Source organism: Paenibacillus sp. SRL342, from assembly GCF_984798905.1.
On record NZ_OZ481790.1, the window covers coordinates 5,304,888 to 5,330,443 of the forward strand.

Annotated in this window: 19 protein-coding genes and 1 pseudogene; 8 read left to right on the forward strand and 12 right to left on the reverse strand. The window is 46.7% G+C overall.

Going from position 1 to position 25,556, the window contains the following annotated elements:
• Nucleotides 1-190: 190 nt before the first annotated feature.
• The 5 genes from AC4E8D_RS23360 to AC4E8D_RS23380 form a co-directional block, all read right to left on the reverse strand.
• On the reverse strand, nt 191-769 hold the full coding sequence (locus AC4E8D_RS23360) for a hypothetical protein (RefSeq protein ID WP_490205272.1): 579 nt from the start codon (nt 767-769) through the stop codon (nt 191-193).
• Nucleotides 770-801: 32 nt separating this feature from the next.
• Nucleotides 802-948, reverse strand: coding sequence for a hypothetical protein (locus AC4E8D_RS23365; RefSeq protein WP_017687030.1), 147 nt, complete (start codon nt 946-948; stop codon nt 802-804).
• 50 nt (nt 949-998) lie between these two features.
• Entirely contained in the window at nt 999-1,982 is a 984-nt protein-coding gene (locus AC4E8D_RS23370; RefSeq protein WP_490205273.1) for an alpha/beta fold hydrolase, read from the reverse strand.
• Between the two features lie 234 nt (nt 1,983-2,216).
• Nucleotides 2,217-2,972: an exodeoxyribonuclease III gene (locus AC4E8D_RS23375; RefSeq protein WP_490205274.1), complete on the reverse strand. Its 756-nt coding sequence runs from the start codon at nt 2,970-2,972 to the stop codon at nt 2,217-2,219.
• A 110-nt stretch (nt 2,973-3,082) separates the two neighbouring features.
• Nucleotides 3,083-3,640, reverse strand: a complete 558-nt coding sequence (locus AC4E8D_RS23380; protein ID WP_490205275.1) for a GNAT family N-acetyltransferase — start codon at nt 3,638-3,640, stop codon at nt 3,083-3,085.
• A 165-nt stretch (nt 3,641-3,805) separates the two neighbouring features.
• Here AC4E8D_RS23380 and solA point away from each other — a divergent pair, with 165 nt between their 5' ends.
• Complete coding sequence (gene solA / locus AC4E8D_RS23385) at nt 3,806-4,942, forward strand: N-methyl-L-tryptophan oxidase (RefSeq protein ID WP_490205276.1); 1,137 nt, start codon at nt 3,806-3,808, stop codon at nt 4,940-4,942.
• Nucleotides 4,943-5,072: 130 nt separating this feature from the next.
• Here solA and AC4E8D_RS23390 read toward each other — a convergent pair whose 3' ends face one another.
• From AC4E8D_RS23390 to AC4E8D_RS23400, 3 genes and pseudogenes are all read right to left on the reverse strand, one after another.
• A complete protein-coding gene (locus AC4E8D_RS23390) occupies nt 5,073-6,917 on the reverse strand; it encodes an RICIN domain-containing protein (RefSeq protein ID WP_490205277.1) in 1,845 nt (614 codons plus the stop codon).
• Nucleotides 6,918-7,114: 197 nt separating this feature from the next.
• Nucleotides 7,115-8,461: pseudogene (locus AC4E8D_RS23395) on the reverse strand (AbfB domain-containing protein).
• A 341-nt stretch (nt 8,462-8,802) separates the two neighbouring features.
• Nucleotides 8,803-9,828: a cysteine peptidase family C39 domain-containing protein gene (locus AC4E8D_RS23400; RefSeq protein WP_490205278.1), complete on the reverse strand. Its 1,026-nt coding sequence runs from the start codon at nt 9,826-9,828 to the stop codon at nt 8,803-8,805.
• A 368-nt stretch (nt 9,829-10,196) separates the two neighbouring features.
• Between AC4E8D_RS23400 and AC4E8D_RS23405 the strand changes: the two genes are divergently transcribed.
• The 6 genes from AC4E8D_RS23405 (at nt 10,197) to AC4E8D_RS23430 (ending at nt 16,784) form a co-directional block, all read left to right on the forward strand.
• Nucleotides 10,197-11,858 (forward strand): PucR family transcriptional regulator, encoded by a 1,662-nt coding sequence (locus AC4E8D_RS23405; protein WP_490205279.1) that lies wholly within the window; start codon nt 10,197-10,199, stop codon nt 11,856-11,858.
• Nucleotides 11,859-12,099: 241 nt separating this feature from the next.
• Complete coding sequence (locus AC4E8D_RS23410; protein ID WP_490205280.1) at nt 12,100-12,876, forward strand: ABC transporter ATP-binding protein; 777 nt, start codon at nt 12,100-12,102, stop codon at nt 12,874-12,876.
• Nucleotides 12,876-13,742 carry an ABC transporter permease gene (locus tag AC4E8D_RS23415; protein WP_490205281.1) on the forward strand — a complete coding sequence of 289 codons (867 nt, stop codon included), beginning with the start codon at nt 12,876-12,878 and terminating at the stop codon, nt 13,740-13,742. Before AC4E8D_RS23410 ends, AC4E8D_RS23415 begins: the two co-directional genes overlap by 1 nt.
• A 34-nt stretch (nt 13,743-13,776) precedes the next feature.
• The gene (locus AC4E8D_RS23420) at nt 13,777-14,808 is read left to right on the forward strand and encodes an ABC transporter substrate-binding protein (RefSeq protein WP_490205282.1); all 1,032 of its coding nucleotides are present in this window, start codon (nt 13,777-13,779) and stop codon (nt 14,806-14,808) included.
• 193 nt (nt 14,809-15,001) lie between these two features.
• On the forward strand, nt 15,002-16,378 hold the full coding sequence (locus AC4E8D_RS23425; RefSeq protein WP_490205283.1) for an amidase: 1,377 nt from the start codon (nt 15,002-15,004) through the stop codon (nt 16,376-16,378).
• Between the two features lie 19 nt (nt 16,379-16,397).
• Nucleotides 16,398-16,784: a RidA family protein gene (locus tag AC4E8D_RS23430; protein ID WP_339305285.1), complete on the forward strand. Its 387-nt coding sequence runs from the start codon at nt 16,398-16,400 to the stop codon at nt 16,782-16,784.
• A gap of 99 nt (nt 16,785-16,883) precedes the next feature.
• Here AC4E8D_RS23430 and AC4E8D_RS23435 read toward each other — a convergent pair whose 3' ends face one another.
• Nucleotides 16,884-18,941 carry a methyl-accepting chemotaxis protein gene (locus AC4E8D_RS23435; RefSeq protein WP_339178525.1) on the reverse strand — a complete coding sequence of 686 codons (2,058 nt, stop codon included), beginning with the start codon at nt 18,939-18,941 and terminating at the stop codon, nt 16,884-16,886.
• Nucleotides 18,942-19,217: 276 nt separating this feature from the next.
• Here AC4E8D_RS23435 and AC4E8D_RS23440 point away from each other — a divergent pair, with 276 nt between their 5' ends.
• Nucleotides 19,218-19,643, forward strand: a complete 426-nt coding sequence (locus AC4E8D_RS23440) for a hypothetical protein (protein WP_221824568.1) — start codon at nt 19,218-19,220, stop codon at nt 19,641-19,643.
• Between the two features lie 154 nt (nt 19,644-19,797).
• On the opposite strand, the gene AC4E8D_RS23445 is transcribed toward AC4E8D_RS23440, so the two are convergent.
• From AC4E8D_RS23445 to AC4E8D_RS23455, 3 genes are all read right to left on the reverse strand, one after another.
• Entirely contained in the window at nt 19,798-20,961 is a 1,164-nt protein-coding gene (locus AC4E8D_RS23445; RefSeq protein ID WP_221824569.1) for an iron-containing alcohol dehydrogenase, read from the reverse strand.
• A gap of 264 nt (nt 20,962-21,225) precedes the next feature.
• Nucleotides 21,226-22,104 carry an amidohydrolase family protein gene (locus AC4E8D_RS23450; RefSeq protein WP_490205284.1) on the reverse strand — a complete coding sequence of 293 codons (879 nt, stop codon included), beginning with the start codon at nt 22,102-22,104 and terminating at the stop codon, nt 21,226-21,228.
• On the reverse strand, nt 22,091-25,258 hold the full coding sequence (locus AC4E8D_RS23455) for a GNAT family N-acetyltransferase (RefSeq protein ID WP_490205285.1): 3,168 nt from the start codon (nt 25,256-25,258) through the stop codon (nt 22,091-22,093). The genes AC4E8D_RS23450 and AC4E8D_RS23455 overlap by 14 nt, the downstream gene beginning before the upstream one ends.
• Nucleotides 25,259-25,556 lie beyond the last annotated feature (298 nt).

A 25,556-nucleotide genomic window follows, 5' to 3' on the forward strand; every position in this document is an offset into this window, starting at 1 on the left:
TCTATAGTTGTCTATTACTCTGTTTATAATGATATAACATACCATGTAACCTGTCAGGTTTCCAGTTCGAAATAAAAATACCTTGCAGCGGTGCAGCAATAATGCGGCTCCGTATGCAAGGTATTATGACGTTCATTCGTTATTTTAGGAAGGCAGAAAGCAGGAAAGAAAAATAGCCCTTATCTTCTGCTTATGATTCTGTCCAGGTCAACGTCAGTTCAATGACGCCTTTTTGCCCCGCCAATGGTCCTCCAATCAAGGACCAGACATCCTGCGTCTCCGGATCGGTTCCCTGAATGATAATATTTTTGTCATCGATCGTCTGACCCGCATCCGTCAACTTTTTGGCGTTGAAGTACTCTTTATACAGCTGGGATACGGTTTTCATATCTTGTTCAGTGGAGAAAATCACCATGGCTGATTGCTTGCCTTCATTCTCACCAGAATTGGCTAAACGTATTGTTGCATCTTCCGGCAATGGGAAATCACTTGGCAAATTCTCCGGCAACTCATTGGTTCCAGCAGCGGCTTCCTCATCACTATCTGAATCCGAGTCGGCTGGCGCAGTCGTACCCTCCGTCTCGGTCACTGCACTTGTTGTTGCTTCGCTTGCACCTTCATTAGTCGCTTGTTCACCAGTTCCGGAGGTAACTTCGGTGTCCACCTTCTCCGTATCACTCGGTTCGTCTGCCGCGCTGCTGCAAGCACTCAAGGCCACCATCATCGCTAATGCCGCACAGGCCAACACATATTTCCTTCTCTTTACCATCCGTTACCACTCCTTCATCTTCATTTTATGTGCTAATCACGTTCAAACGGCTGGATCACAGGCACCGCATGAACGTTATTCTTAACCCATATCACAGATACAGATAATACACTTAAAGACAATAGACAACTGGCTACCAGAATGGACAGGAAGCGGGTTATTACTTTAAACTTTTTCATCCATCCCTCCTCCTCATCCTGTTCATCATGTGTTTGTGGGGTCATGTTACTCATAGGTCACTGGACGGTGTCACTAATTTCATGATCTCGGCAGCGACAATATCCGGTTGACTGTTGTGGATGTAATGCTCGGCGTGAGGGACAATCTGCTGGGTTCCTTGTCTGGACCATGAAGCAAATTTCACTTGATCTGCCTGCCATGCCCGACTCCCCTCACTGGGTTGATCTGATCCGGCTGTCAGGATCGTCAGAGGGAAAGGAAACTCCTTTTTGTTCTCCAGCACACGTAATGCGTTGATCTTGGAATGACGAATCTCATCCATCACGTTGTCATTGTATGCATGCTTCAGGGTAGAAATGGTGGCAGCCTTTTTCATCGGCGCAGAAACCAACTCCGGGTCAATGACCAGTGTTGCCATCATCTGATCCGAATGCAGCAATGTACGCGCAATGCCTGTTTTAACCAGGAATCGGACTGAAGTAAAATACCATTCGGGCGTATCCATTTCCACCGTACTGTAATATTCAGGACTACCTCCATCGATCATGACCATGCCGGCTACCTCATCAGGATACCTTTGCGCAAACCGAAGCGTCTCCAGCGCACCCAGGGAGTGACCGACCATAATGTAAGGTGGACGTTGACCGGATGTGCGCAGCAATTGATGGATCTCTTCCGAGATGGTATCAACATCACGAGGTTCATCCGTATAGTCGCTGTATCCATACCCGAACCGATCATATACCGCAATTTTTACCTGTGATTTCAACTTGTCATATAGCGGACTGAAATCCACATATGGATTCGGTGTACCCCAGCCTGAAGCAAACACCACGGTTACCTCTCCTTTGCCAGCGGTGTAGAGGTGCATGTTGCGACCACTCACTTCATAATACTTGCCTGGCGGGGGATAGGACTTCATATCCTGCGTGGATTGATACGCTTCATACGTTGTACCTGCCAGCAGCAAAAGTCCTGTGGCAAGCATTATGCCTCCCAGCACTTTTAACCCTCTCCGTAACCCCTTCTTCATCTTCTCTACCCCTTATCCCAAAGGTTCATCTATATATGTATGCTTCAATCGTACCCAAGAAATAGCGAGATTGAAACAATCCCGAGTCCAGTCCTTTCCCCAACCAAAGTCCAGTGTCCCTCCCCTACCTGTGACGCAAAAAAACTGCAAATCTCCGATTAAGGAAACTTGCAGTTCATCTATGCCTATATTTTAAAATTCATGCCTCTGTCCATCTCACGATGATCCTTTTACCTACAGTTGCAGTGTAAGACCCACCGGGCAATGATCACTACCCATCACATGGCAGTCGATATGCGCATCTGCCACCTTAGGTGCCAATTGATTGGATACGAGAAAATAATCAATGCGCCAGCCCACATTCCGTTCTCTAACCTTCGGCATATAAGACCACCAGCTGTATACATCCGTACGATCCGGATACAGATGGCGGAAGCTGTCCACATATCCAGAAGCAAGCAAATCGGTCATTTTGCCGCGCTCTTCAAGGGTAAATCCGGAATTACCCAGATTGGGCTTCGGATTCTTCAGATCGATCTCCTGATGAGCCACATTCAGGTCTCCACAGACGATAACCGGCTTGGTCTGCTCCAGTTGCAGAATGTATCCCCGGAATCGATCCTCCCATTCCAGACGGTAAGGCAGCCGGGTCAGATCCCGCTTCGCGTTAGGGGTATAGACGTTCACCAGATAAAACTCATCATACTCCAGTGTAATCATACGTCCTTCCGGCTCGCTGTCCTCCTTCATCCCGTAACGAACGGATAAAGGCTTGATTCGGCTAAATACAGCCGTGCCGGAATATCCTTTTTTGATCGCATAATTCCAATATTGATAAACATCTTCCCCCAGGTCCATCTCAATCTGTCCGGCTTGCAATTTGGTCTCCTGAAGGCAGAAAATGTCCGCCTGACTCTCCTGATAATAATCCATGAATCCTTTGGTCACACATGCCCTTAAGCCATTCACATTCCAGGACACCAGCTTCATATCCTCATCTCCTCACATCTCTCCAATATAGCACGGGCTCATTCAGAGGGACAAGCCTTACGGCTCTGGAATGAGATGGAGTCATTGAGATCCTTATGGGACTGACTTGCCTATTTTTCGCTTTGTAACTTAGAGAACACCGCAAGGTCAATATATCTGCCTTTCTCGAACTCATGCTGTCGGAGTACGCCTTCCTTCTGAAAACCGAGCTTGTGTAACAGGCGAATGGACGCCTCGTTCTCCGGTTCAACCTTCGCTTCGATCTTGTTAAGCTGCATGCTCGTGAATCCAAAATGCAGCACAGCATGGGCTACTTCCGTCATAACACCGCGGCCCCAGAAAGCCGAACGCAAGTCGTATCCGATCTCAGCACGGTTATGTACATCTTCATAGTTCAGGAACCCACAGGTTCCGATCACTCTACGAGTTTCACGGTCTTCAATCATCCAGCGTAAACCCGTGTGTTCCTTGAAAATCTTCGTATACCAGTTCATCTCACCCTGTGCATCCTCCACGGATTCAAAGGGAGTGAATGGCATATATTGGACCACAGCTTTATCGGAATATAACTCCAACAGATCATGGCTGTCTCCAGTCTCGGCTGACCGGAGGATGAATCGTTCTGTCTGAATTAATGGAAATAGATCAAACCTAAATTGCTCACTCATGCGAGGTCTCCTTTGCAACATTCATTGTAGAAGTCCATTTTACTATTAATATGTTCTATTAACATCTCTCTCTTCTCTATAAGCTGTTCTATTGACTATTAAAATTAGGGAGACTACATTATGCTTTAGAAGACTAACATTGGAAATAGACTAGGAGGCGGAACCATGACCACACAATCATATGACGTTATTATCGTTGGAGCCGGCTCCATGGGTATGAGTGCAGGTTATTATCTACCGCGCAGTGGATGCAAAACTTTATTAATTGATGCCTTTGATCCTCCACACACGGAAGGAAGCCATCATGGGGATACCAGACTGATGCGCCATGTGTACAGTGGCGGAGCTGACTATATTGCCATGGCATTACTCGCACAGAAGTTATGGCACGAGCTGGAGGAAACGGTGGGCGATCAACTATTTGTTCCTTCCGGTGTAATAAATGTGGTTGATCCAGAGATTCATTCCTTCCACAACCGATTGAGCCATGCAGATGATGCAGGCATTCGGTATGAAACGTTGCACGCAGCCGAGGTGATGAAACGCTGGCCAGGTATTACCGTACCTGAACACTACGAGGGCATGTATGAACCGGATGCGGGTTATCTGTATAGTGAACCCTGTATTCGTGCCTACCGCAAAGCAGCCGAGACTCATGGTGCCACCTTGTTAACTCACACTCGGGTAGAGCATATTGAATACGGACCACATTCCGTCGCAGTTCAAACTTCAGGTGGTGAGACCTACCACGCGAATCAAATCATCCTGAGCGCTGGTGCCTGGTTTCAGACATTGAAACCTTTCGTGGATCTCCCCATCCAGGCAGTGCGTAAAACGGTTGGATGGTTTGATGCACCAGAAGCTTTGTATGGCGAGGCACACTTCCCCGGTTTTACACTGGCAGGAAAAGAAGGTACATATTATGGATTTCCAAGCATTGGCGGATCAGGACTGAAGATGGGTCGTCATGATACGGGCCAGGTGTGGACACCAGGAAGTACACTGGCTCCTTTTGGTACGGAAGAAACGGACGAGGGGGATCTGCGCAGGCTGCTCGAACTTCATATGCCTCAGGCAGCTGGAGAATTGAAACGTGGTAGTGTGTGCAAGTATGAATTCACTTCGGATGAAGATTTTATTATCGACCGACACCCTGCCCATGAGCGTGTGTGGCTGGCTGGTGGTTTCTCCGGTCACGGCTTTAAGTTCGCAAGTGCCATTGGGCAGATACTATCCGACTTGGTGCAAACGGGTCACACGGATCAGGATATTAGCAGGTTCGCCCTATCCCGTTTTCGTTAAGTACCTGCCGGGTGGATGAATATATGTATATCTAAAATAGCTACTTTCCTTGAGGGTGCAGTGTTGCTTAGAGCACTGCACCTCCAAGAAAGAAGGACACGCAATAACGTTTAATTCATGCGTACTCACACTAATTAACTTTGACTAGGCTCCATTGCTGATTGGCTCCGCCATTGTCGGCCCACTGAATCGTCGAGGCACCCGCGGTCAGAGACCCTTGATTGATGTCAACCGTCAGGCCACTGTTTCGATTCGCAAGTACCACATATCCTCCCACATCAATTGGCAGCCATTGCTGATTGTTGCCCCCGTTATCCTGCCACTGAATCAGAGCGGATCCGCCTTGTGTAGAAGCCGAATTCACATCCAGCAAAAGCCCACTGCCCACATTGCGGATGTTGTAATATCCGTTACCTGCGGACTCCAGCTTCCACTGCTGGTTGGCTGCTCCATTATCATTCCACTGAATGATTGTTGCCCCACCCGTAGAAGAAGCACCGTTAACATCAAGTGCAAGTCCACTGTTGCGGTTGATTAATTTGTAGATGGCCCCTGCTTCATATCCTGTACCGCCATTATAAGATGCACCGGAAATGACGTAGGTTGTGACCGAATTGGCCTTGGCCGTAGCGGTAAAGGTTTTGTTTTGCACCGAAATATTGGTCAGTTGCTGCAACTTCTCAGTTGAAGAAGTCCGATGTACTTGAGCAGATGTGCCTGTTTTAGTAAAACGACTTAGATCATAAGTTACCGTTGTATCCGTCGACTCCGAATTGGTTGTGACCAGCACAACTTTGCCGGAAGCTGCATCATAGGCTGCAAGGGTATTGGCATCACTCATGCCAATAATCTTGTATCCAGGACGAATAAATTTGCTGTAGTTGCCCATGACATAATATTTTTGGTTCACGGTGTAGCTGGTCGTTTGCGTATTGTTCAACACGTTCTTGAAGAATCCCCATCCTTCTGCACTATCCACGGCTTGCCAATACACCCATCTACTTGCGCCCATATTACGAATATCCTTGAGGATGGTACGTGACATGGTAAGTCCGCTTGCATCTCCGTCTCCATATTCCGAGGTCCACAGATGTTTGCCCGCAGACGTCGCTGTGTTACGCAAAGCAGTACGATTGCTTCCGCCATACGTATGGGTGTTGATCTGAGTGATCGCTGATTTCACCGCATTGTTGTAGCTGTTGAACGACACATTGGTATCATCGATACTGTATTCTTCCGGTGCGCTCAGCTTTGTGGACAGGCCCTTTGCATTCAACGAAGCTTGTACCTGACTCAGAATTGTGTTCTGATCCGCCCGGTCAAAGTGCATGCCCTCCTGGTCATTGCCCTGCTTCCACCACGTCGAGATCGGTTCATTCAGCGGAGTTACGCTATCAAATGTGATCCCCCAGTTATCCCGAAAATGCTTCACAACCTCGGTTAAGTAATCGGCAAAATCATCGTAGTAATCGGGCTTGAGGTTGTTACCACCATTGGCCGAACCGGACACATTGCCACTGATGGTCATCCAGTAAGGTGCGGAATTCGCAAAAGCTTCGATGACATTCACGCCTTGAGCTTTGGCAGCTTGCAGCATATATCGTTGGTTTGCATCTGCATTCCAGTCATACACCCCCGGAGAAGGCTGGTAACCAGGAACGGCTTTACGATATTCGAGGATATTGGACGATGGATTATCCCCGCCTCCAATGTTGTACCGCAGGATATTCAGACCCAGTCCGGTATTTGCATTGAACATTTTCTCCACATACTCATCCCGATTGGAATATTCTCCGACCACTTTGCCCCACCACGCGAGGGATGTTCCCCATCCTTCCATCGTCTGATATTGCTTCGATGGATCGGCAACAGCCGTGTAAGCTCCCGCAGCAGATACCTCTGTACCCAGTCCCAAACTGCCTGTTAGCAGACTTCCTGCCAGCAGCAGCGAACTCATTCGTTTTAACCACTTCATCTGCTTCACTCCTTATGAATTTACACTTGCACTCCGATGTCAGAACAACTTTCCGATCGCTGTTATCCCCAGATTTTTAATTATTCTTAAAAAGGGGAAAATCCGGGGATAAACGCGCACGCTTCGCTTCTTCAAGTTATTTCTGACCTCTCCGTTATCGTGTAAATGTATAGTTTAACTTAGAAAATAAACACCTATTATTGTGCAACCTCTCGGAAGGTCGCGTCTGACTTATCAATTGCGGTAACAACAGCTTCCAGTTTCAGCACATTATTATAATGTCTCAGGAACAGGTTCGGGTTACTAAACGAGCTATACGATGTCCAACTAGCGTTAGCAAGTCAATTTACACGTTTGAACGTGGCGTCAATTCGGAATGTAGTGCTGCCGTCATTTTTCACGAGTGTGATGTTGCCATTATTATTGCGCAGGAAATAACCCGGATAATTCATGGACTCAGACGAAATGCCTGTTGCATTCGACAGCCCGGGAACGATACGGAATTGTGCATCTTCCGCCGGACTGACATTGGCATCAATCCTTGCCTGATAGTTATAGCGACGAATGAAGCTGCCAGGCACATTGAATGACTCCAGATTGCGGATATCCCCCTGTTGTCCAGACTCTTTCAATACGGTCATATGCCGGACGAGTCCGGTAAGACCCGCAATCTCTTGTTTGGCACCCCAAGTCTGGAAGTTGTCAGCAGAGTCGCTGTAATAATATTTTTGTGTCGCATAGCCGTCAAAGTAGATTCGCCAGGAACCATTATCCAGCTGAACAAGGGCCGGGCATTCCACCCAAGAACCCCAACCTGCCCAATCCCCTGTGCCTTTAAAGGTATAAGGACCCGTTAGCGAAGTGGATGTCGCATATTCAATGTATTTGGTGGTCTCGTTCTTGGTAAAAGCATGATAGGTTGAGCCTGTCTTCACGATAAAAGTGTCGATATAATTGGGAGCAATGCCTGCCAGTTCAGTAGGTGCAGACCATGAGGTAGATGTTAGATTGCTACCTGAAGCTGTGAGTACATAAGGTTTGAAATTCTGATAGTTGCCTGGTGAGAGGGACACGATAATGTTAAGACTGCCGTTGCTGTCTTTGAACCATTCTGGTGCCCAGGTGTGTGCAATTGTGGTAGGTGTGGATAATGTAATATTACGGACAAATGTCCAGTTTACCTTATCCGGGCTGGAGGCGATGCCGATGGTGTTACCCGACCAGTTCGTGGTGTAGACAACGTAATATAGACCATCTGTGTGCTTCATGATGCTGGGATCGCGGATCAGATCGGCCGGAGGTGTATAGGCTGGCCCTTTTAGCAAACCATAGTGGGTTGCATTATACGATTCATAGATGTACATATTGGACTCACTTGTGTTCGTAAAAGCGGATATCGTATATACACTTGTCGCTGCTCTGGCTGTATTGGGGAATAACATCGTTAATAGAAGTAAAGTTCCCAGCAGCAGAATCATTCCGGCCTTGAAACCATTGGACTTTCCTGCTCCTATTCCTATCCCCTCTTCCTTCTTCGTCAACATTGGGTCATCTCCTTATCCATGAGTGATGAACAGAGGAATACCTTACTGTATTACCAAAGACAGAGCGTACCTGGGACTGCCCCTGAAGATCAACACCTCACGACTACCATCGGGTATATTTCAAATTCTCAGTTTACGAGTATTTTTAAGAAGCACTTTTCTTGTACTCCAGCCGAATATCGGCGATTCATCCGTATGAACTGTAACGAAGGGAGAGTATAACATACTTAACATCATTCAATTGAAGTTAAAATGAGTTTGGTTATTAAGAAAATAAAAAAGGTGATCTCTGCACGAGAGAGTTCACCTTTCTTGTATTTATCAAAGATGTTTAATTCAATCTACTTTAGATAGGTTAATCTCACTTCCTCAAGATCTGATAACAGTTCCTGAACTGCCATCCGTTCCTCCTTCTCAATCTTCTCAATTAATTCAATTATTTTTTTTATATGAATTGTTTTTTCTGAAATTCTGTGCTTTATACATAAATTTCTAAGAATTAAGCACATCTGTTTAATCTCTCTGTAAGCCTTCTCATGAATATCAAATCTAGTAATATACTTTTTCTCATCGAGATAAACCAAACTTCTCAACATCACTTCTTTATGGTCAAAGAGCAAATGGAGAGATCTAATCAGACTAAATTCAAATAAAGCAGTCTCTGTAATATGTTCTCTTAAAAAACGATAAACTCCTATTCCCCAAGCATCTGTATCTTTTCCAGGTTCTTCAACCAACTTATAATCGTTAGAGGATTTTGTTTCATTTATATAGTCATGCAACTGTTTAATCAGATAACCCAGATCAAACTTGAAATCACTTTTTCGTTCATTAAATTGCAAAAGCTGAACTCCTCTGAACCATTCTCCCTCAGAATGAGGACTTACAAATGCTTCGTTAATACTATCAAAATTCGCTTCTGAGAACGAATATTTGGAATTAAAAAAATCAGCTACGTAAAACATTTGTTTTTCTTTGTTATATCCATAGATCAACATATCATGCGGGGCATGCACTTTTCCAAAATTATCATAGGCAGCAATGTAGTATTGATCTATGCTTAAATATACATAATTGTCTTCATCAATTGCATCAATAATAAACTGTTTTATATCGTCACACCACTTTACTAAAACCTTCTTATGGTAGTGGTGTAATTCAAATAATCGATAGTATTCTCTAAAAACAGGCGTATAAAATTGTATGTAAACCTCTGGAGTCTCCCAGGCTACTAGCTGGACATGATTATGACAAAACCACGGAAAAAAAACGTCTTCTTGAGTGCTAAGAATAGCAGTCATGTTTGCAAACGCAGGAAGTGAAGTAATCATTGGATATTTAATCGGTAACCCTTTTTCTGTTAGCATCCTTATCTTCCTTTCTTAATCCGCTAGATTTATTACTAAATATTTAATTTAGACCAATTTTTTCTATCATATCAGAATTTACCCTATACTGAAAAGGCTTTCATAATTGAACAACTAAAGCGCAGTGTAGTACATTAGATATCTGTCATCATCACATTTCGAGTAGTTATACTACAAGAGTATTTTCAATCTGGGCCGTATACTATATTTACAAAAGAACATCCTCGGCACTTTGCAATATGCTTAAAAATCCGATATCTTTTAGCCTCTTTACCCAAACTCTTCTTTACGCCCACCCCACTTAATGTTAGATTTTATAACATATCATTATGAAAGCGAGTGGGTTGAAGATGGATCTGCAACAGTTATTGACTATCCCCATTCTCTCCAAAGCAAAGGTTATTGCTGGACATCGCGGACTAGATCGCTTGGTGCAATCGATTAATATTATGGATGCCCCAGATATTGTACAATTCCTGAAGCCGAGGGATATGCTGCTGACCAACGGTTATATCCTGAAAGACCGCCCCGATGCTCATCTTGGATTCATTACAGACATGCATGCAATTGGCTGTGCAGCGCTTGCGGTCAAGACACAGCGTTTCTCTCTTGAATTATCTCCGCAACTGCTTGAGACAGCCAACAGACTGGGCTTCCCGATCATCGAACTGTCTGAGATAGACAATACACTCGGTGAAATATTTCAACATTCGATCAGTGCCATCCTTCAGAACAAAACCCATGAGTTACACTACGCCTTATCTATTCACAAGCAATTTTCCACGATGGTGATGCAAGGAAAAGGCATACCCTCCATCGTAGATACGTTGTCTCAGTTGCTATCCTCACCTGTACTTCTGCTTGGTTCGAAGAAGCAGATTACGGCAAGCTCCCATTATGCACAACAGATGGATCACCAGTCTCTCGCTGCGCCCTTACTGACTTTTATAGATGAGCACCCTTCCTTCCACACCGTAATCTCGATCTGCCTGCTTACTGCTGATAAATATCGACACGCTGAGCTTCATCCCATCTTCACGGATCGGCACGAGGGCTATTTGATCGCACTATACGACAGTTCCGCAAGCTCTAAACTCTCCACTCTGGCACTGGAACAAGCCGTCAATGTGATTGGTCTGGAGTTAACCAAGAAGCAAGCGGTTAAGGAGCGTTCCCGCCGTTACAAAAATGAATATTTCTCCGATCTCATTCAGGGCTTCATTCGTTCGGAACAAGAAGCGCTGCATCGCGGCAAGAAATATGGGCTGCAAACCAAAGGCAGTTCCGTTCTCATCATCGCCAAAAAGGATGAATCCTTAGCGGGCATACCTAAGCAGAACTCTACTTCCTCCGGGGAAGAGCGGTTCATCTCGGAACGAGACGCTAATTACGAGTTGATTAAACAGGAATTCGCCAGATTGGATCTCTCCTTTGTCATGTTCACTAAGAACGACCAGTTCGGCATACTCGTCTTTTTGGTCGAATCGTCTTGGGACGAACAAACCATTGTTCAGCAGCTTGAGCGGATGGCGAGCAATCTGTATACAGAGTCGCAGCTCAGCCTATCCTTCGGCATAGGCAATTCCTACACCAATGTATTGGATATTGGACTCTCCTACATAGAAGCAGTCAAGGCGCTCCAATCCGGCTATCAGATGCGAAAGACCCGCTTCGCTCATTCCTATCAAACCATGGATATAAGCCGTCTGCTGCGCATGATTCCCCACGATGAGATGCTGCAGTTCCATCACGAAACCTTTAAGCCCTTCAACGACCGAGATCCAAACGAGCGTAACGAACTGATGAAAACCCTGTCCTCCTTCTATGAAAATCATTGCCAGATCGTCGATACAGCCAAAGAACTATTTGTACATCGCAATACAGTGATCTACAGATTGGAGAAATGCGAGAAGCTAACCGGCAGGAACATCAAGGACCCGATGGAGAGCCTGCGCTTCCGACTTGCCTTCGCACTTGAGTCCCTTCTGAATGTTAATCCAGCTCCTAGCGAAGCTAATCATACGTCTTAAATCGAGAACGTGTCATGTATAATGACACGTTCTTTTGTTTTCTTTTCATATTCAATTCATGTTCAATCTTCATTTGTGCATTTTAACTGATTTAATTCTATTTTTATGTTCAGATTAACTAATGACAATGATGCAAACAGTCTATATGATTAGGAATATATTCATTGATGTCATGTTAATTAACATCAAATCACATCAAGAAACGAAAAAACATCAGGCTGTAGGAAAGGGGCTACCTATCATGGCTATACAGATACAAGGCGTATCCAAATCATTTGTCAGTGCAACCGGAGAAGATATTCAGGTCCTGGCTGAGGTTTCGATGCAAATCAAGAAACAGGAATTCTTCAGTATCGTGGGACCGAGCGGTTGCGGCAAAAGTACGATTTTCAACATTATCGCAGGTCTGCTTAAGCCAACAAATGGCAAGGTTATCGTCTGTGGCGAAGAGATCGATCAGACCACCGGGCATGTCGGTTATATGATGCAGAAGGACCTGTTACTTCCTTGGATAAGCATCCTGGACAATGTCACGCTAGGCTTGGAAGTGAAGGGCATGTCCAAAAAGGATCGCGGCGATATTGCCATGGATTATCTGGATCGTTATGGCCTAGCTTCATTCGCAGAAGCCTATCCCTCCACACTATCAGGCGGTATGCGCCAACGTGTAGCCCTCATTCGTACCCTCGTTACCCAGCCCGATATTATATTACTGGACGAACCCTTCTCCGCACTTGATTATCAGACCAGACTCATTCTGGAAGATGAAATCTTGTCCATTCTCAAATCCGAGGGCAAAACAGGCGTCCTGATCACGCATGACATTGAGGAAGCCATCGCCATCTCCGACCGTATTGCCGTTATGAGTAAACGACCAACAACCGTGAAGCAGGTGTATGACATTGGTCTCGCCTCGCAATATGGCTCAGCACTGAAAGCCCGCTCTGACCAGAAGTTTAAACAGTATTTTGAATCAATCTGGTCAGAGCTTGATATCCAAATGGGGAGGATCAGCTAATGAAGAGCACATCACCTGAAATTACCCTTGCCGGAAAGCCTGCTGGAGTTGCGAAGAACAAACGCAGACAGTCCATCTTCTCCAAAGAATGGCTGATGACGATGCTGTGGCGGTTCATTATTGTAGCGGTCATCCTGGTGATCTGGGAATCCGCTGTTCGCTTGAAACTGGTTAACGGATTCCTCATGGGATCGCCAAGCGCCATTCTTGATGCCGCCATCACCATGGCTAGCTCAGGGCAACTGCTTACAGACGCGTTCGCGACGGTGAATGCCACCGTTATCGGCTTCGTAGCCGGAAGCTTAATCGGCTCATTGGCAGGACTGCTCATGTGGTATTCCAAGTCCGTTGCCCGTGTGCTCGATCCGTTCATTGTAGCGATGAACGGTATTCCGAAGATCGCCCTCGCTCCCATGATTATCATCTGGTTTGGTTCAGGCATCTTCTCCAAGATTGCTCTGGCCTCCGTAGCAACATTTATCGTAGCGCTATTATCCGCCTACCAAGCGACTCATCAGATCGACGAATCCCAGATTAATCTGATGAAATCATTCGGTGCAAAGAAATCACAAATTTTCCGCAAAATTATCGTTCCTTCCTCCCTGCCATGGATCATCTCGGCCTTCCGGATCAATATCGGTTTGGCACTGGTGTCTGTTGTAGGTGGAGAATTCATCTCTTCTGACAAAGGACTCGGACATATGGTATTCGTCGAAGGTAATCTGTTCAACCTTCCGGCCGTGTGGGTTGGTGTATTCATGCTAATGCTAGTCGCCATGCTCCTCTACACCTGTGTCGGTTATATCGAATCCCGTCTCCTTCCATGGAATGACAACAAGACCAGCAGCACATCCACATCTGTATAGCTGACCTACAACGATTAAAGGGGACTGATGACTAATGCGTACATTCAAAAAGATAACTTTTCTAGCAGCGATGACGGTTATTTTGACTACACTGCTTAGTGCATGCGGAAGCAATGCCACAACACCCGCGAGTAATGCAGGTGCATCTAATAGCGGAGGGCAAGCAAATACGCAGGTGGACAAAATTATGGTCTCCGAGGTGTATCACAACCTGCTCTACCTTCCCTTGTATGTAGCGAACAACCAAGGTTTTCTAAAGGAGAATCGTATTGAGCTATCTTCCATCCGTGCTGCCGGAAGTGGTCCAACAGCATTGTCTTCGGTGATCTCAGGCGAGTCGGCGTTCTCCTTCCACGGTCCTGAGCATGTCGCATTTGCTAATGCAAAGGGCGGAGATGCTCGCTCACTGGTCCTTCTATCCGGCAGTGCTCCAGTATGGGCAGTTGCGCGAGAAGGCGTAACCGTGAATTCAACAGCAGATTTCAAGGGTAAAACCATCGTTGTGGGCTTGGCACCTACAAGTTCCAACAGCTTACTGCGGAAGCTATTCGCTGACAACAACATCGATATTGACAAGGATGTGACGATCACTGAGGTTCAGAATGGTTCCGAGCTTGGTGCTGTATTAGCAGGCAAAGCCGACATTGCTATCGTTTACGAGCCGCAGCTGGATCAAGGCATTGCTGAGGGACTGCATATTGTCCATGATTTCACGAAGGATTATCCTGACTTCGCCTTTGCAACGATGAATACAACCGCAAGTTTCATTGAAAAGAATCCTGATCTCACCCAGCGCTTTGTCACCTCTATTGAGCAAGCCCTGGACTACATTCAATCGAATCCTGAAGGCGCAAAAGCAGTTGCCGTGAAGGAATTCCCGAATCTGGACAAAAACGTCGTGGAGCAAGCGGTACAACGCATGATCGACAGCAAGGTATATCCTGCGGAGGGACTTATCAATGAATCAGCATTCGAGACCGCAATCGATATGCAGCGCTTCATCGGCAATCTGAAGGAAGACCTCGCTTACGAGGACATTATCGATTCAAGCTTCACCACCAAATAGAGAGAGAAAGGGTGATTACTCTGAACCAGGACGACTATCTCACACACCGCCGTACAGAAAGCGCCAAATATACGGACGGAGTTATTACAAGCGAGGAGCTTGCCCTATTTACAACAGACTTGGAGCTGATTCGAAACTTCAAGTTGCCAGAAGAAGTAGGGCCCAATCCCCCGCATAGGAGCGTGCCTCTGCGATGATTACGAAACCACTTAACGAGCTGACGATTGCTGAAGCCGCAACACTGATTAAAAATAAGTTGATATCTCCTGTCGAGCTTACAAAATCCTATTTGAATCGCATTGAGAAAGTAGAGCCTGCTGTGCAAGCCTTCGTTATGGTCACCGCCGAACAGGCTTTGCAGGCCGCAAGAGAGTCTGAACAAAAACTGATGAATGACGAATATCTCGGTCCTCTGCACGGCATTCCCTATGGAGCCAAAGACATTATCCATACCGCTGGCATACGCACCTCGGCCGGATCAAGTACCTTTCCAGACTTCGTACCCGGAACGAATGCAACTGTCATTAATAAGTTGCAAGCTGCAGGTGCTATCCTGCTCGGCAAGACAACAACGACGGAATATGCCTTTCAGGGAGGAGAACCGCCAACCCGCAACCCATGGAATCTAGAACATACCCCAGGCGGTTCCAGCTCCGGCTCCGCCGCTGCAGTAGCGGCTGGCATGGCTTCCTTCACACTCGGAACACAGACCTTTGGATCTCTGCTTAGACCCGCAGCTTACAACGGATTAACCTGTATGAAACCCACTTACGGCAGGGTTAGCCGTAATGGTGTCATCACAGCCAGTTGGAGCCTGGATCATATTGGCGCCTTCACTCGATCGGCACAAGATAACGCAATCGTTCTGGAAGCAATGGCCGGGCAAGATGAGCTGGATTCCTTCACGCTTCCTTATGGCAAGCCAGACTTAACAAGTGCTCTTGAGCATCCTATATCAGGAATGGTGATCGGTCTGCCGAGCAACTTCTTCCAGACGGATGAACCGGCGATATTGTTAGCGGTGGAGTCGGCAATCGCTGTGCTTAAGAAGCTGGGCATGCAATGGAAGAAAGTTGACCTGCCATCTTATATGGAAGAGACAATTGCTGCTCATCGTACGGTTATGCGGGCAGAAGCTGCCGCCTTCCATCAGGAACGCTTCGCGGAAGCCTCTGAACGTTACGGCCACACGATGCGGGAGCAGCTTGAACTCGGCTACCAGACGAGTGCCGTTGATTATTTGCAGGCACAACGCATCCGAACAATATTCCGGAGTGAGATGATGATGCTTTTCGATGAAGTGGATGTGTTATTGACTCCATCAACACCCTATGTGGCCCCATATGGCTACAAGACGGGCAGCCCGATTTTCAACGGACCGTTCACCAATACGGGTCTACCGTCCATCACCGTACCCATCGGGTTTGATACCACCTCAGGGAAGCCATTACCTATCGGCATGCAGCTTGCTGGTCCACTTATGCGAGAAGACCGCTTGTTGTCCATTGCTCATCATTATCAGCAGGCTACGAACTGGCATCAGTTAACACCAATCATACACACTCATTAGGAAAGGAATGACCGCTACGATGTCTACCATCATACATGCAAGTGCAGCACCCAAGTTCCCACTTCCTTTCTCCCATGCTGTCCGCGCAGGAGATTTAGTCTACGTCGCAGGTCAAGTAGGTGTCGATCCACAGACGCTTGAGCCTATCGGCGGCATTAAGGAGCAGACTGAGCAGTGTATTCGTAATATTGAGGTGATCCTGCAAGAAGCCGGACTTACACTTGATCATATTGTGAAGGTAACCACTCATCTGGCCCGAGTCGAGGATCAGTCCGAATACAACGAAGTGTATGCGCGAATGATTAAGCAGCCCTATCCCGCCCGCATTACCGTATTTAGCGGGTTAGGCCCTTATTTAATCGAGATGGAAGTGTTGGCGTATGCGCCTTCCATTCGAGGAGAGTAACACATCACCAAAGAGCACCTGTAGCCATAGATGGGTACAGGTGCTCTCTTTGTCTAGAAACGCGGTTCTCTTTAGAAAAACGGGTTTCTTTTCGTATTCCTATGTTGTTTTGAAGCGAGATGATTCCTCGGCAAGTTGTTTGGTCAGTTCATCAATTCTCTGCACCATATCTGTCAAATGTTCAGTCATGCCGGACTGTTCCTGCATGGTTGCTGTGACTTCCTCAACAGAAGCCGACACCTCTTCACCGGAAGCAGACAAGTTCTGTGCAGCTCCAATGACGTCATCCTTATCACGTTCAATCGATTCGATCTCCGTGGCAATAGCCTGAACCTGGCTCATCATCTCATTCATATTCTCGGTGACAAAATTGAATGTCTCCTTCGTCTGGCTAACGCTGCTCTTATGCTGTTCCGCAATCGCTTCAATAGCCTGAACACTTCGGTTATTCTGCTCCACGTGATCAATGGTCTGCATTACGATTCGGTTGATATCCTCCGATTGAGCTGTCGTCTGCTCTGCCAGCTTGCGAATCTCAGAAGCAACGACGGCGAAGCCACGTCCCTGATCACCAGCTCTCGCCGCCTCGATTGAAGCATTCAACGCAAGTAATTTCGTCTGATTTGCGATCTCGGCAATCGTTCCTGTAATCTGGTGAATGCCCGAGGAACTTTCGGCGAGTTGCACTGTAATTTTGGAGATGTTGCCAACTTCAATCTCGTTCTGCCCGTTCACCGCAATGAGTGCATCAATAACTTCATGATTATTTTGGAAAGCATCCGTAATTTCATCTGCCTTGAACTTCACTGCCTGCGACATTCCATTCACGTTCGCAATCTTGTTACCCACATTCATGAATTTGTCCACAATGGCTCCCGTATCGTTCGCCTGGGACTCCATAGCACGTGAAATCTCAAATGCTGTTGTCGTTGTTTCGGCAATCGTGGTCGAAGTTTGCTGAGTGGACTGTTCCAGCTCGGATGTACTTGTTTTCAGGATACCGATGGAATGGTTCATGCTGGAGATCAGCTGTTTATTGCCTGCTGCCATGGTATTGAAGCTGTCCACCAATTGTTTGAATTCTCCGCTATATTTACCTTGAGCCTGCACCGTCAGGTCGCCGCCCGCAAGCTGTCTGAACAACACAGTTAGTCTTGTAATTGGTCTGGTTACCAGCAAAGAGATCAGGATACCGGCTACGACGGAAACCGCAATCGCACTAAACAGAACAATATACATCTGTTTTGCCATCGCACGCAAAGGCTTCTGCACATCACTCATTTTATCTTCAACAACGACGGTCCAGTCGGATCTTGGAATTTTGGAGTAATACGCCACTTTCTCATCTGTGCTAATCTCCCCTTGCTGTAGTTCAGCGTTTGGAGCAAGATCAATCAATGATTGGTATTCGCCGGACTCCATCTTCTGGCCTGCCAATTTCTCATCCGCTGAATCGTAGATGACCGTACCTACACGGTCCAGAATGATCACTTTTCCCTCATCATTAATATTGATATTTTGTAGCTGATTAACGAAGAACGAGGTGGATGCCGCAGATACGAGCACTCCCTGTACTTCTTGATTCTCATTGTAGATTGGCATGGCAAAAGCCGTACCAAGTTGTCCTGAGGACTTGGCTACAATCCCTTCACTAATCACGTTTTTACCCTGAATTGCTTCTTGGAAATATGCCCGATCTCCGCGTTCCGCCTTGATAACTGCCGGATCATTCGCTGCAATAATAATGCCATTCCGATCCAACAAAATCAGACTGTTGTTACCTTCCATACCTGCCAGACTGTCCGCGAGAATACCACTTGCCTTATCCAGCAGTTCATTGTTTTCCGAGAAAAAGTTCTCACCTTCCTGCCCATCCGTATTCCGAATCTCCAGCAGATCCTGGAAGGTACGATGTGTTGTGATCAGAAAGGTGGATTGTTCTTCCAAACTTAGTGAAGCATACAACCCTGCCCCCACCCGATCCGAGGTTGCCTTAATTTCATCTTTACTTTTGTCGAGTGTAATAACTGCCGCTACGCTGTAACACACTACCGCAGTTACCGCCAGTACGATACACACCAGCAGACTGATCATAAGTGGTAGTTTGACTCTGAACGACATGTTGCGCATGCGTTCTCTTGCCTTGCTAAATACCATGATTACATTCACCATCCATTTTCATTTTCATCATTATGAAGTCCAAATTCTATGTATCTACTTTATATCGGTCGATATCAAATAATCTGTAAGCTGTTTCGCCAGTTATACTAGGTCAAAGGCCACTGCAAACGATTGGAAAATGAAGACTTTGGGTTAATACAAAATATGACATCGACATCGTATAATATATGAAATACATATCGTGCAGGAAGAGGGACAACGCATTGAATCCGAAAATGCCTACTATATTAAATGTCGAATAGGAGAAGTGATATGGTAAAAACAGCATTACCCACGCTATTAAATGTCGTGCGCATTTTATTAAGTGTAAAACTGATCTATGTGATCGTGTCCTTTATCGTGTTCCTCATTGACTTCAACCAGAACATGGAGGCCTATCTGGGTTTCTTACGCAAAGGAGATGATCTGGCTTACGCCTCTGGCGTAATCTTAGCCAGAATGTTGTTTATCATCGGTCCCAGTCTGCTCGCTGTTATATTCATCACCAAAAGAAAGTTCAAGCTCACCGTGACGTTTCTGAGTCTGGCGCTATTCGTTTCCATTCCGAATGAGAGTAACCTGTTCACCCTGATTCATCTCTTCGCCCTGCTCATCGTGCTTTTGCATCGTCCAAGCAAGATGTATCTGAAACGAAAGGATACCCCTGTCAATGAAGCCGTAGTTGAACCGAAGAATTAATTCAAAAAGGGGATCACATGACATTGAAGTCCAGAAAAAAAGGTAGAGCGCACAAGATATGATGTCATAATAAAAAACAAGGGCGTTCCTTAGTATTAAAGGAAGGTCCTTGTTTAATGTCACTCACTATACAAAGTGATTGTGAGATTTACAATTACAGTGCAGCTTGATAAATTTGTACTACATCTTCACGCTGCAAGTTTTTGAAGAATCCGAACGGACCGAATCGCATCGCTTTATCAGCCATCACATCAATCTGACTGTCGTCGATGTCATAGTCAGCCAAACGGCTAGGGGCACCAATTGAAGTCCAGAATGTACGCAGCGCTTCAATGCCTTCTTCAGCCACTTGTTTGTCCGACTTTCCAGTAGGATTAATATCAAATACATTAACAGCCATACGTTTGAATCGATCTACATCCACATCCAGATTATGTTTCATCCAGTGTGGGAAGAGGATTGCAAGGCCACCCCCATGCGGAATGTCGTACACGGCCGAAACGGCATGTTCTATATTGTGAGAAGCCCAATCTCCGGCAAGACCCATATTCAGGACATCGTTAAGCGCCATTGTTCCACAATAGAGAATGGTTTCACGCAGTTCATAGTTTTCCGGATCTTTAATCAGACGAGGGGCTGTATCGATAACGGTACGAAGAATCGTCTCACAGAATCCAAGCTGAACCGGTGTATTCGTATCCAGATGGAAATAATGTTCAAACACATGAGACATCATGTCTACCATGCCGTATACAGTCTGATCCAGTGGTACGGTGTATGTGTACTCCGGATCGAGAATGGAGAACGCTGGGAAAGAATACTCGCTGAACCATGCCCATTTTTCCTGCGTGTCCTGATTGGTTATTACTGAACCGTTGTTCATCTCGGAGCCTGTCGCTGCCATCGTTAGAATTGTCCCCAGCGGAAGTCCGCCTTCCGGGGTTGCTTCACGCACAACAACATCCCACATGTCTCCATCGTAATTGGCTCCTACTGCAATGGCTTTCCCACAGTCAAGTACACTGCCGCCGCCAACCGCAAGAACCAGATCAATGTTATGTGTTCTGCATAGTTCTACACCCTTATGAACCGTAGACAGACGAGGGTTCGGTTCCACACCAGCCAGTTCCGTAACCTCTGCTCCGATCTCATTCAACTGGCTGATTACCTGATCGTACAGCCCGCTACGTTTGATGCTTCCACCACCATATACAAGCAAAATACGTTTTCCGTATTTTGGAACTTCGGTTTGTAGTGCTTGAAGTTGCCCTTTGCCAAAAATCAGCCGGGTCGGATTATAAAACTGAAAAGATCTCATAACGTATGTTCCTCCAAAGAAGTCTGAAATTTTGTGCATCCACCATTATAGTTCTCTTTATTCGTAAAAACAAATACAGGCAAGAAGGAGATAACCGATGAGTATGGAGTCTGTCATGGCTAAACACTGTTTTCCTGGACAAAAAAGCTCCTGCCAGCAAAGCGGCAGGAGCTTACATCACAGGGATTCAATATAACCATCGCATGCTTCCATAACATGCATGGTCTACATCCCCTCAGATATTAAGAATTCGGCACTTAGGTTCTACCCCAGATCGGCAATCCGCTGTCCAATACGTGGAAACAGCCCAAAGGCATTCTCGTAGAAGACTTTATCATGATGCTGTTCCGGTACAAGTCGGCGGACAAATTCGGCATACAGATCGATTGGCGCAAGCGGCCAGTCGGTGCCAAACAGCATTTTCTCGTAATGATCCGAATAGACCAAGGCCCGGCGGAAATGATCCATGAATAAAGGTTCGTTCATGAACCGTTCAAAATGAGGCCGATCCCCCACCACAAGACCGGACAAATCCGCGTACACGTTAGGATTCTTCGCCACCACTTCAGCTGCATCCATCACCCAGGGATCACCCAGATGACAGATCATGAAGTTCACACCTCGCTGTTGAAAAGCCAGTTCATCCACCGTCAGTGGATGCGAGTACTTAAGCAACCCGTTCATGGAGTACGTGTCACCCGTATGAATCACGACAGGCAGGTTGTACTTGGCTGCGAGTTCATAGACCGGAGTATAGATTTTGTCATACACATAGTGATGATAGTATCCGGCATAGAGTTTGATTCCGGCTACCTCCGGGGATTGCAGTCTAGCTTCAATCCGGTCCAGCTCGTCCTGAGCGTTTTTACCGTCTAGCGCATTAGGGTTGATGCCCACGCATTCCATGAGGAATGACGGAACCTCCTCTTCCAGGTCAAGTCCCATCGGGTTAGGGGAACTGGAATCCGGGAATGCTCCCTTCGTCTGCTCCGTAACCCCCATTCCGATACCCATTATGACATCGTTTTTATCAAACTCCGCTTTAAGACCTGCGGCAGAGTAATCCACTTTCGACAGATCGATTGCTGTTCGGTGAAAGCTGTCGATGTCCGACAGGTGAATATGAATATCAATGATCGGCATGTGAAGCCTCCTTTTCATCGGTAGAAGTTGCAAAATTCAGTTTGAGAAGGTCATGCACATCCGATGAACTCATCGGGATGGGTCCCAGAACCAGGTATGTCGGCTCCGTCCAGACCGTCTCCCCCTGCTGGAGTGTCAGATGATGATGAACGTTCAGACCCGTCACCTGATTATTGGCAAACCCCCACGCACTCTGATTCGGGTAACGATGGACCGCATGCAGCATGTTCTCACGCGAAACCGAACCTACTCGCAAAAGGTCTTCAAGTGGCAGGCCCAAATCCACCTTGCCCAGCGGGAATCGATCTTTACCCGGTTGTTCTATCCAACCTTCCGCAAATACAGATGAAGGCTGGAGGAAACGTTCCTCCGCAAGCGAGTAATCCGTCAGCGTCAGGCCGCTTTCGTTTGTCACGGCAAGCAGCGTACATAGCACAGGAACACCAGGGAGCATCAGATAATGCTGGTGGATCGTGATTCCCCGATTCGCTTCATGCTTCTCAATCCGGGTAGTCAGCTTTATGCCTTTCCAGACGTTGCCGTATTGATCCTTCTGCTCTGTCCAGGAAGCGACTCTTTGTTCCAACTGCCGGCTGAAACCATTCATGCCCGGAATCCCCACACCCAGTCCGCCGTACCACGGATTCCACCACGAGCGTGGAGCCGGTTCAGGATACGAGCTATCCAACCATTCTTCTCCTGAATATTTCAGAGAGTGTACTACACTCCCGAATTCAGGAGCAACGGCGATCGACAATACTCCATTGTCTACGGTATACAAAGGTCCAGATGAACCTTCTTCAATCTTCTGCTTCACCTCTGTTCCGCTCTGCGGGAACCAAAGGGCAGTTCGCTCCTGAATCCGATCTTCGCCCCGGTATAGCCCACGAACTTTCCAACCACTCACGTGCTGGTCTCGGTCCGCTTCGTCTGGTGAAAATGTCAGCTTGGCGGAGTTTAGGTTCTGCTCCGGACTGAATTCCTTAGCATTGGCCATAACCTCCTGTTCACCACCCTGCTGTACATACAGCTCCAGCTTGCCCGCAAGCGGAACCAGTTTGTGTTCAGTCAACGTTGCTTGCAGCACGTCCGGGGCAAATGGATTCCCCTCACTCAGTGTCAGATCCAGATGACTGTCCAGCAACGGAATGACCGGGTTACGCTGCTTCCGCGCAAAAGCACGGAAATCCGACCATTTGGCAAACGTGTTCAATGCATATACAGTTGCTTTTGTCCGCACAACGGCTCCTGCGGGAATACGGCCAAGCTCATGCTGAAACCCCAGCGTGTATTCCGGGCGAAGCAACTTCAGGGAAGGGTCCCAATAGATACCGCTGGCACCATACTCCTCCTTACAGAACAGCCAGTTCTCCGTGATTTGGGCGCTGTCCCAATGGCTCGGATCGCCAGCGTAAGAATCCCCCATATCCACAAAACGATCTTGATACGGGAGAATTAACCGGTTTCCGTAAAACCCGAAGTTGTTCATTAGAAACAGGTCTTCTTCCCAAGCGTTACCTTGTGTATTTTCAACCTCGTGGTGGAATTCGGCGATTCCATTCGCAGACAGCTTGACCACGGACTTGATCTGCAAGCCAGGGAAATCCTCCGAGTCATACAGTGCTTCAAGAACCTGACGTTCACCTTCGGGATAAATATTGACTTCTTTTGCTTGTTTCTTGGATAACTCTTCGGCAAACGGCTTACCCAGCTTCGGATAAGTCCACCAGAACGAATGACGGGAGCCCGGGTATTCAATCCACATGTTATTATCTTGCTTGCTCATATGAATAGAGAATGCACCATTAACAGCCACCCATTGATCCTCAATCTGCCCACCATATTTCCCTTCGATTCCCTTCATCAGTACAGAAATTTTGCTTGTAAAAGAGATCGCATGGTTCCCCACTGGGACAGCCGTCACTTCTACTTCTTGGGAATAGAGGCCATATGAACGCAAGGTGAAAGGCACTGGCACAGACATTTTACCTTTGGCAGGCACCGTAAAGCGCACCGAACGCTCCGCCCATTCAAGGAATTCATCCTCAGGCAGGTCCAAGCTGAACTCCGTTTCTGCATCCACATTATTTTCCACGTTCAGAACCAACTCCGCCGGAATACCTGGATAGAGCTCCTTCACAGGCAAGACGGTCTTGATCTTGGCCGGGAATTTCGGGGCAATACCTAACCTGAACTCCGCTTTCTTACCGCCAATCAACCATGTGCTGGCAACCACGGGATGAGTCTTATTGTTATTCTGTTCCTCTGAAATCGGATCAAGGTGAAACTCACCTTCCACGATGATGGTTTCTCCCGGAGCCACTGCTCGTGCAACGTCCAGCGCAAATCGAATGTTTTTGTTATCCTCACCCTTGATCTCAACTGCCTGTTCGGACGCAGAATTGTTCTTAATGCGATAGCGAACCTTATAGCTGGAACCGAATACCAGATCATGATCATCGACTTCTGTTGAGATTTCGTAATCTGGTGTTTCGAGGGCAGTCAGCCCGCGACCCGACTTTTCAAATTCAGCCCGCAGGGAGACATCTCCCTTTTTCCACGTGTAGTCAAAGAGATCAAAACCACACTCCCGTCGGCCATCCGGCTCGACCACGAGTTCACGCGTGCTGTCTGCATACCAATCCAACTCCTCGAAATATGGAGCAAGTGCTTCGGTCTGCAAAATGGTAGGGATGAAATTCATCAGATGCACATTATCATCTTTTTTCTCCCAGAAGAATCCGCATTTCTTGTACATCGGTACAGCCTTTGTATTCCCTGCCCATGTGAACAGATCCAGGCGGGGCCATCCGGCCTCCACGGTCTTGCGCACAGCATTCAGGATCAGGTTACGTCCAACCTTATAACCGTGATAGTCGGGGCGTACGTTAAGCAAAGGTACATATAGCGCTCTCTCGTCATAGCGGTAATGAGCAAAACTGCAGAAGCCAACAACCTCTTTCTCATGAACGGCTAGAAACACATATAGATTGGACGAACTCTCCATCTCCCGGCGAACTGTTTCTTCTGTTCTAAGATTGGTGCCCCCTCCCCAGCTTTCGTTACTGCGGTTCCACATATCCGCAAGTGCGGCAGCGTAAGAGGGATCGTATTCAATAATATGGATTTGGTCGATAATCGAAGTTACGGTCATGTTCTGATCTCCTTCTCTTTATGTACAGGATGGTCTTTGTGAACTTTCGATATGGCCTTTGCCCGATAGCCGCAGAGATAATACAGGCCATGTTTGAAGAAGCTAGCGATAGTCTTATCATACTATAAATGGAAGCATTTTCAGAGAATTAAAAATCTTTCTTTCCAACTTATATGTGCCTTTCGGAAGCTCTTGTTAGAAGCGTCAAGGATGGACGAATCTATTTAGGCATGAAAGAAAAAATCCACGTCTTTTAGTTAGACGTGGATTTAGGAATATGATCAGCTACTAATTTTCA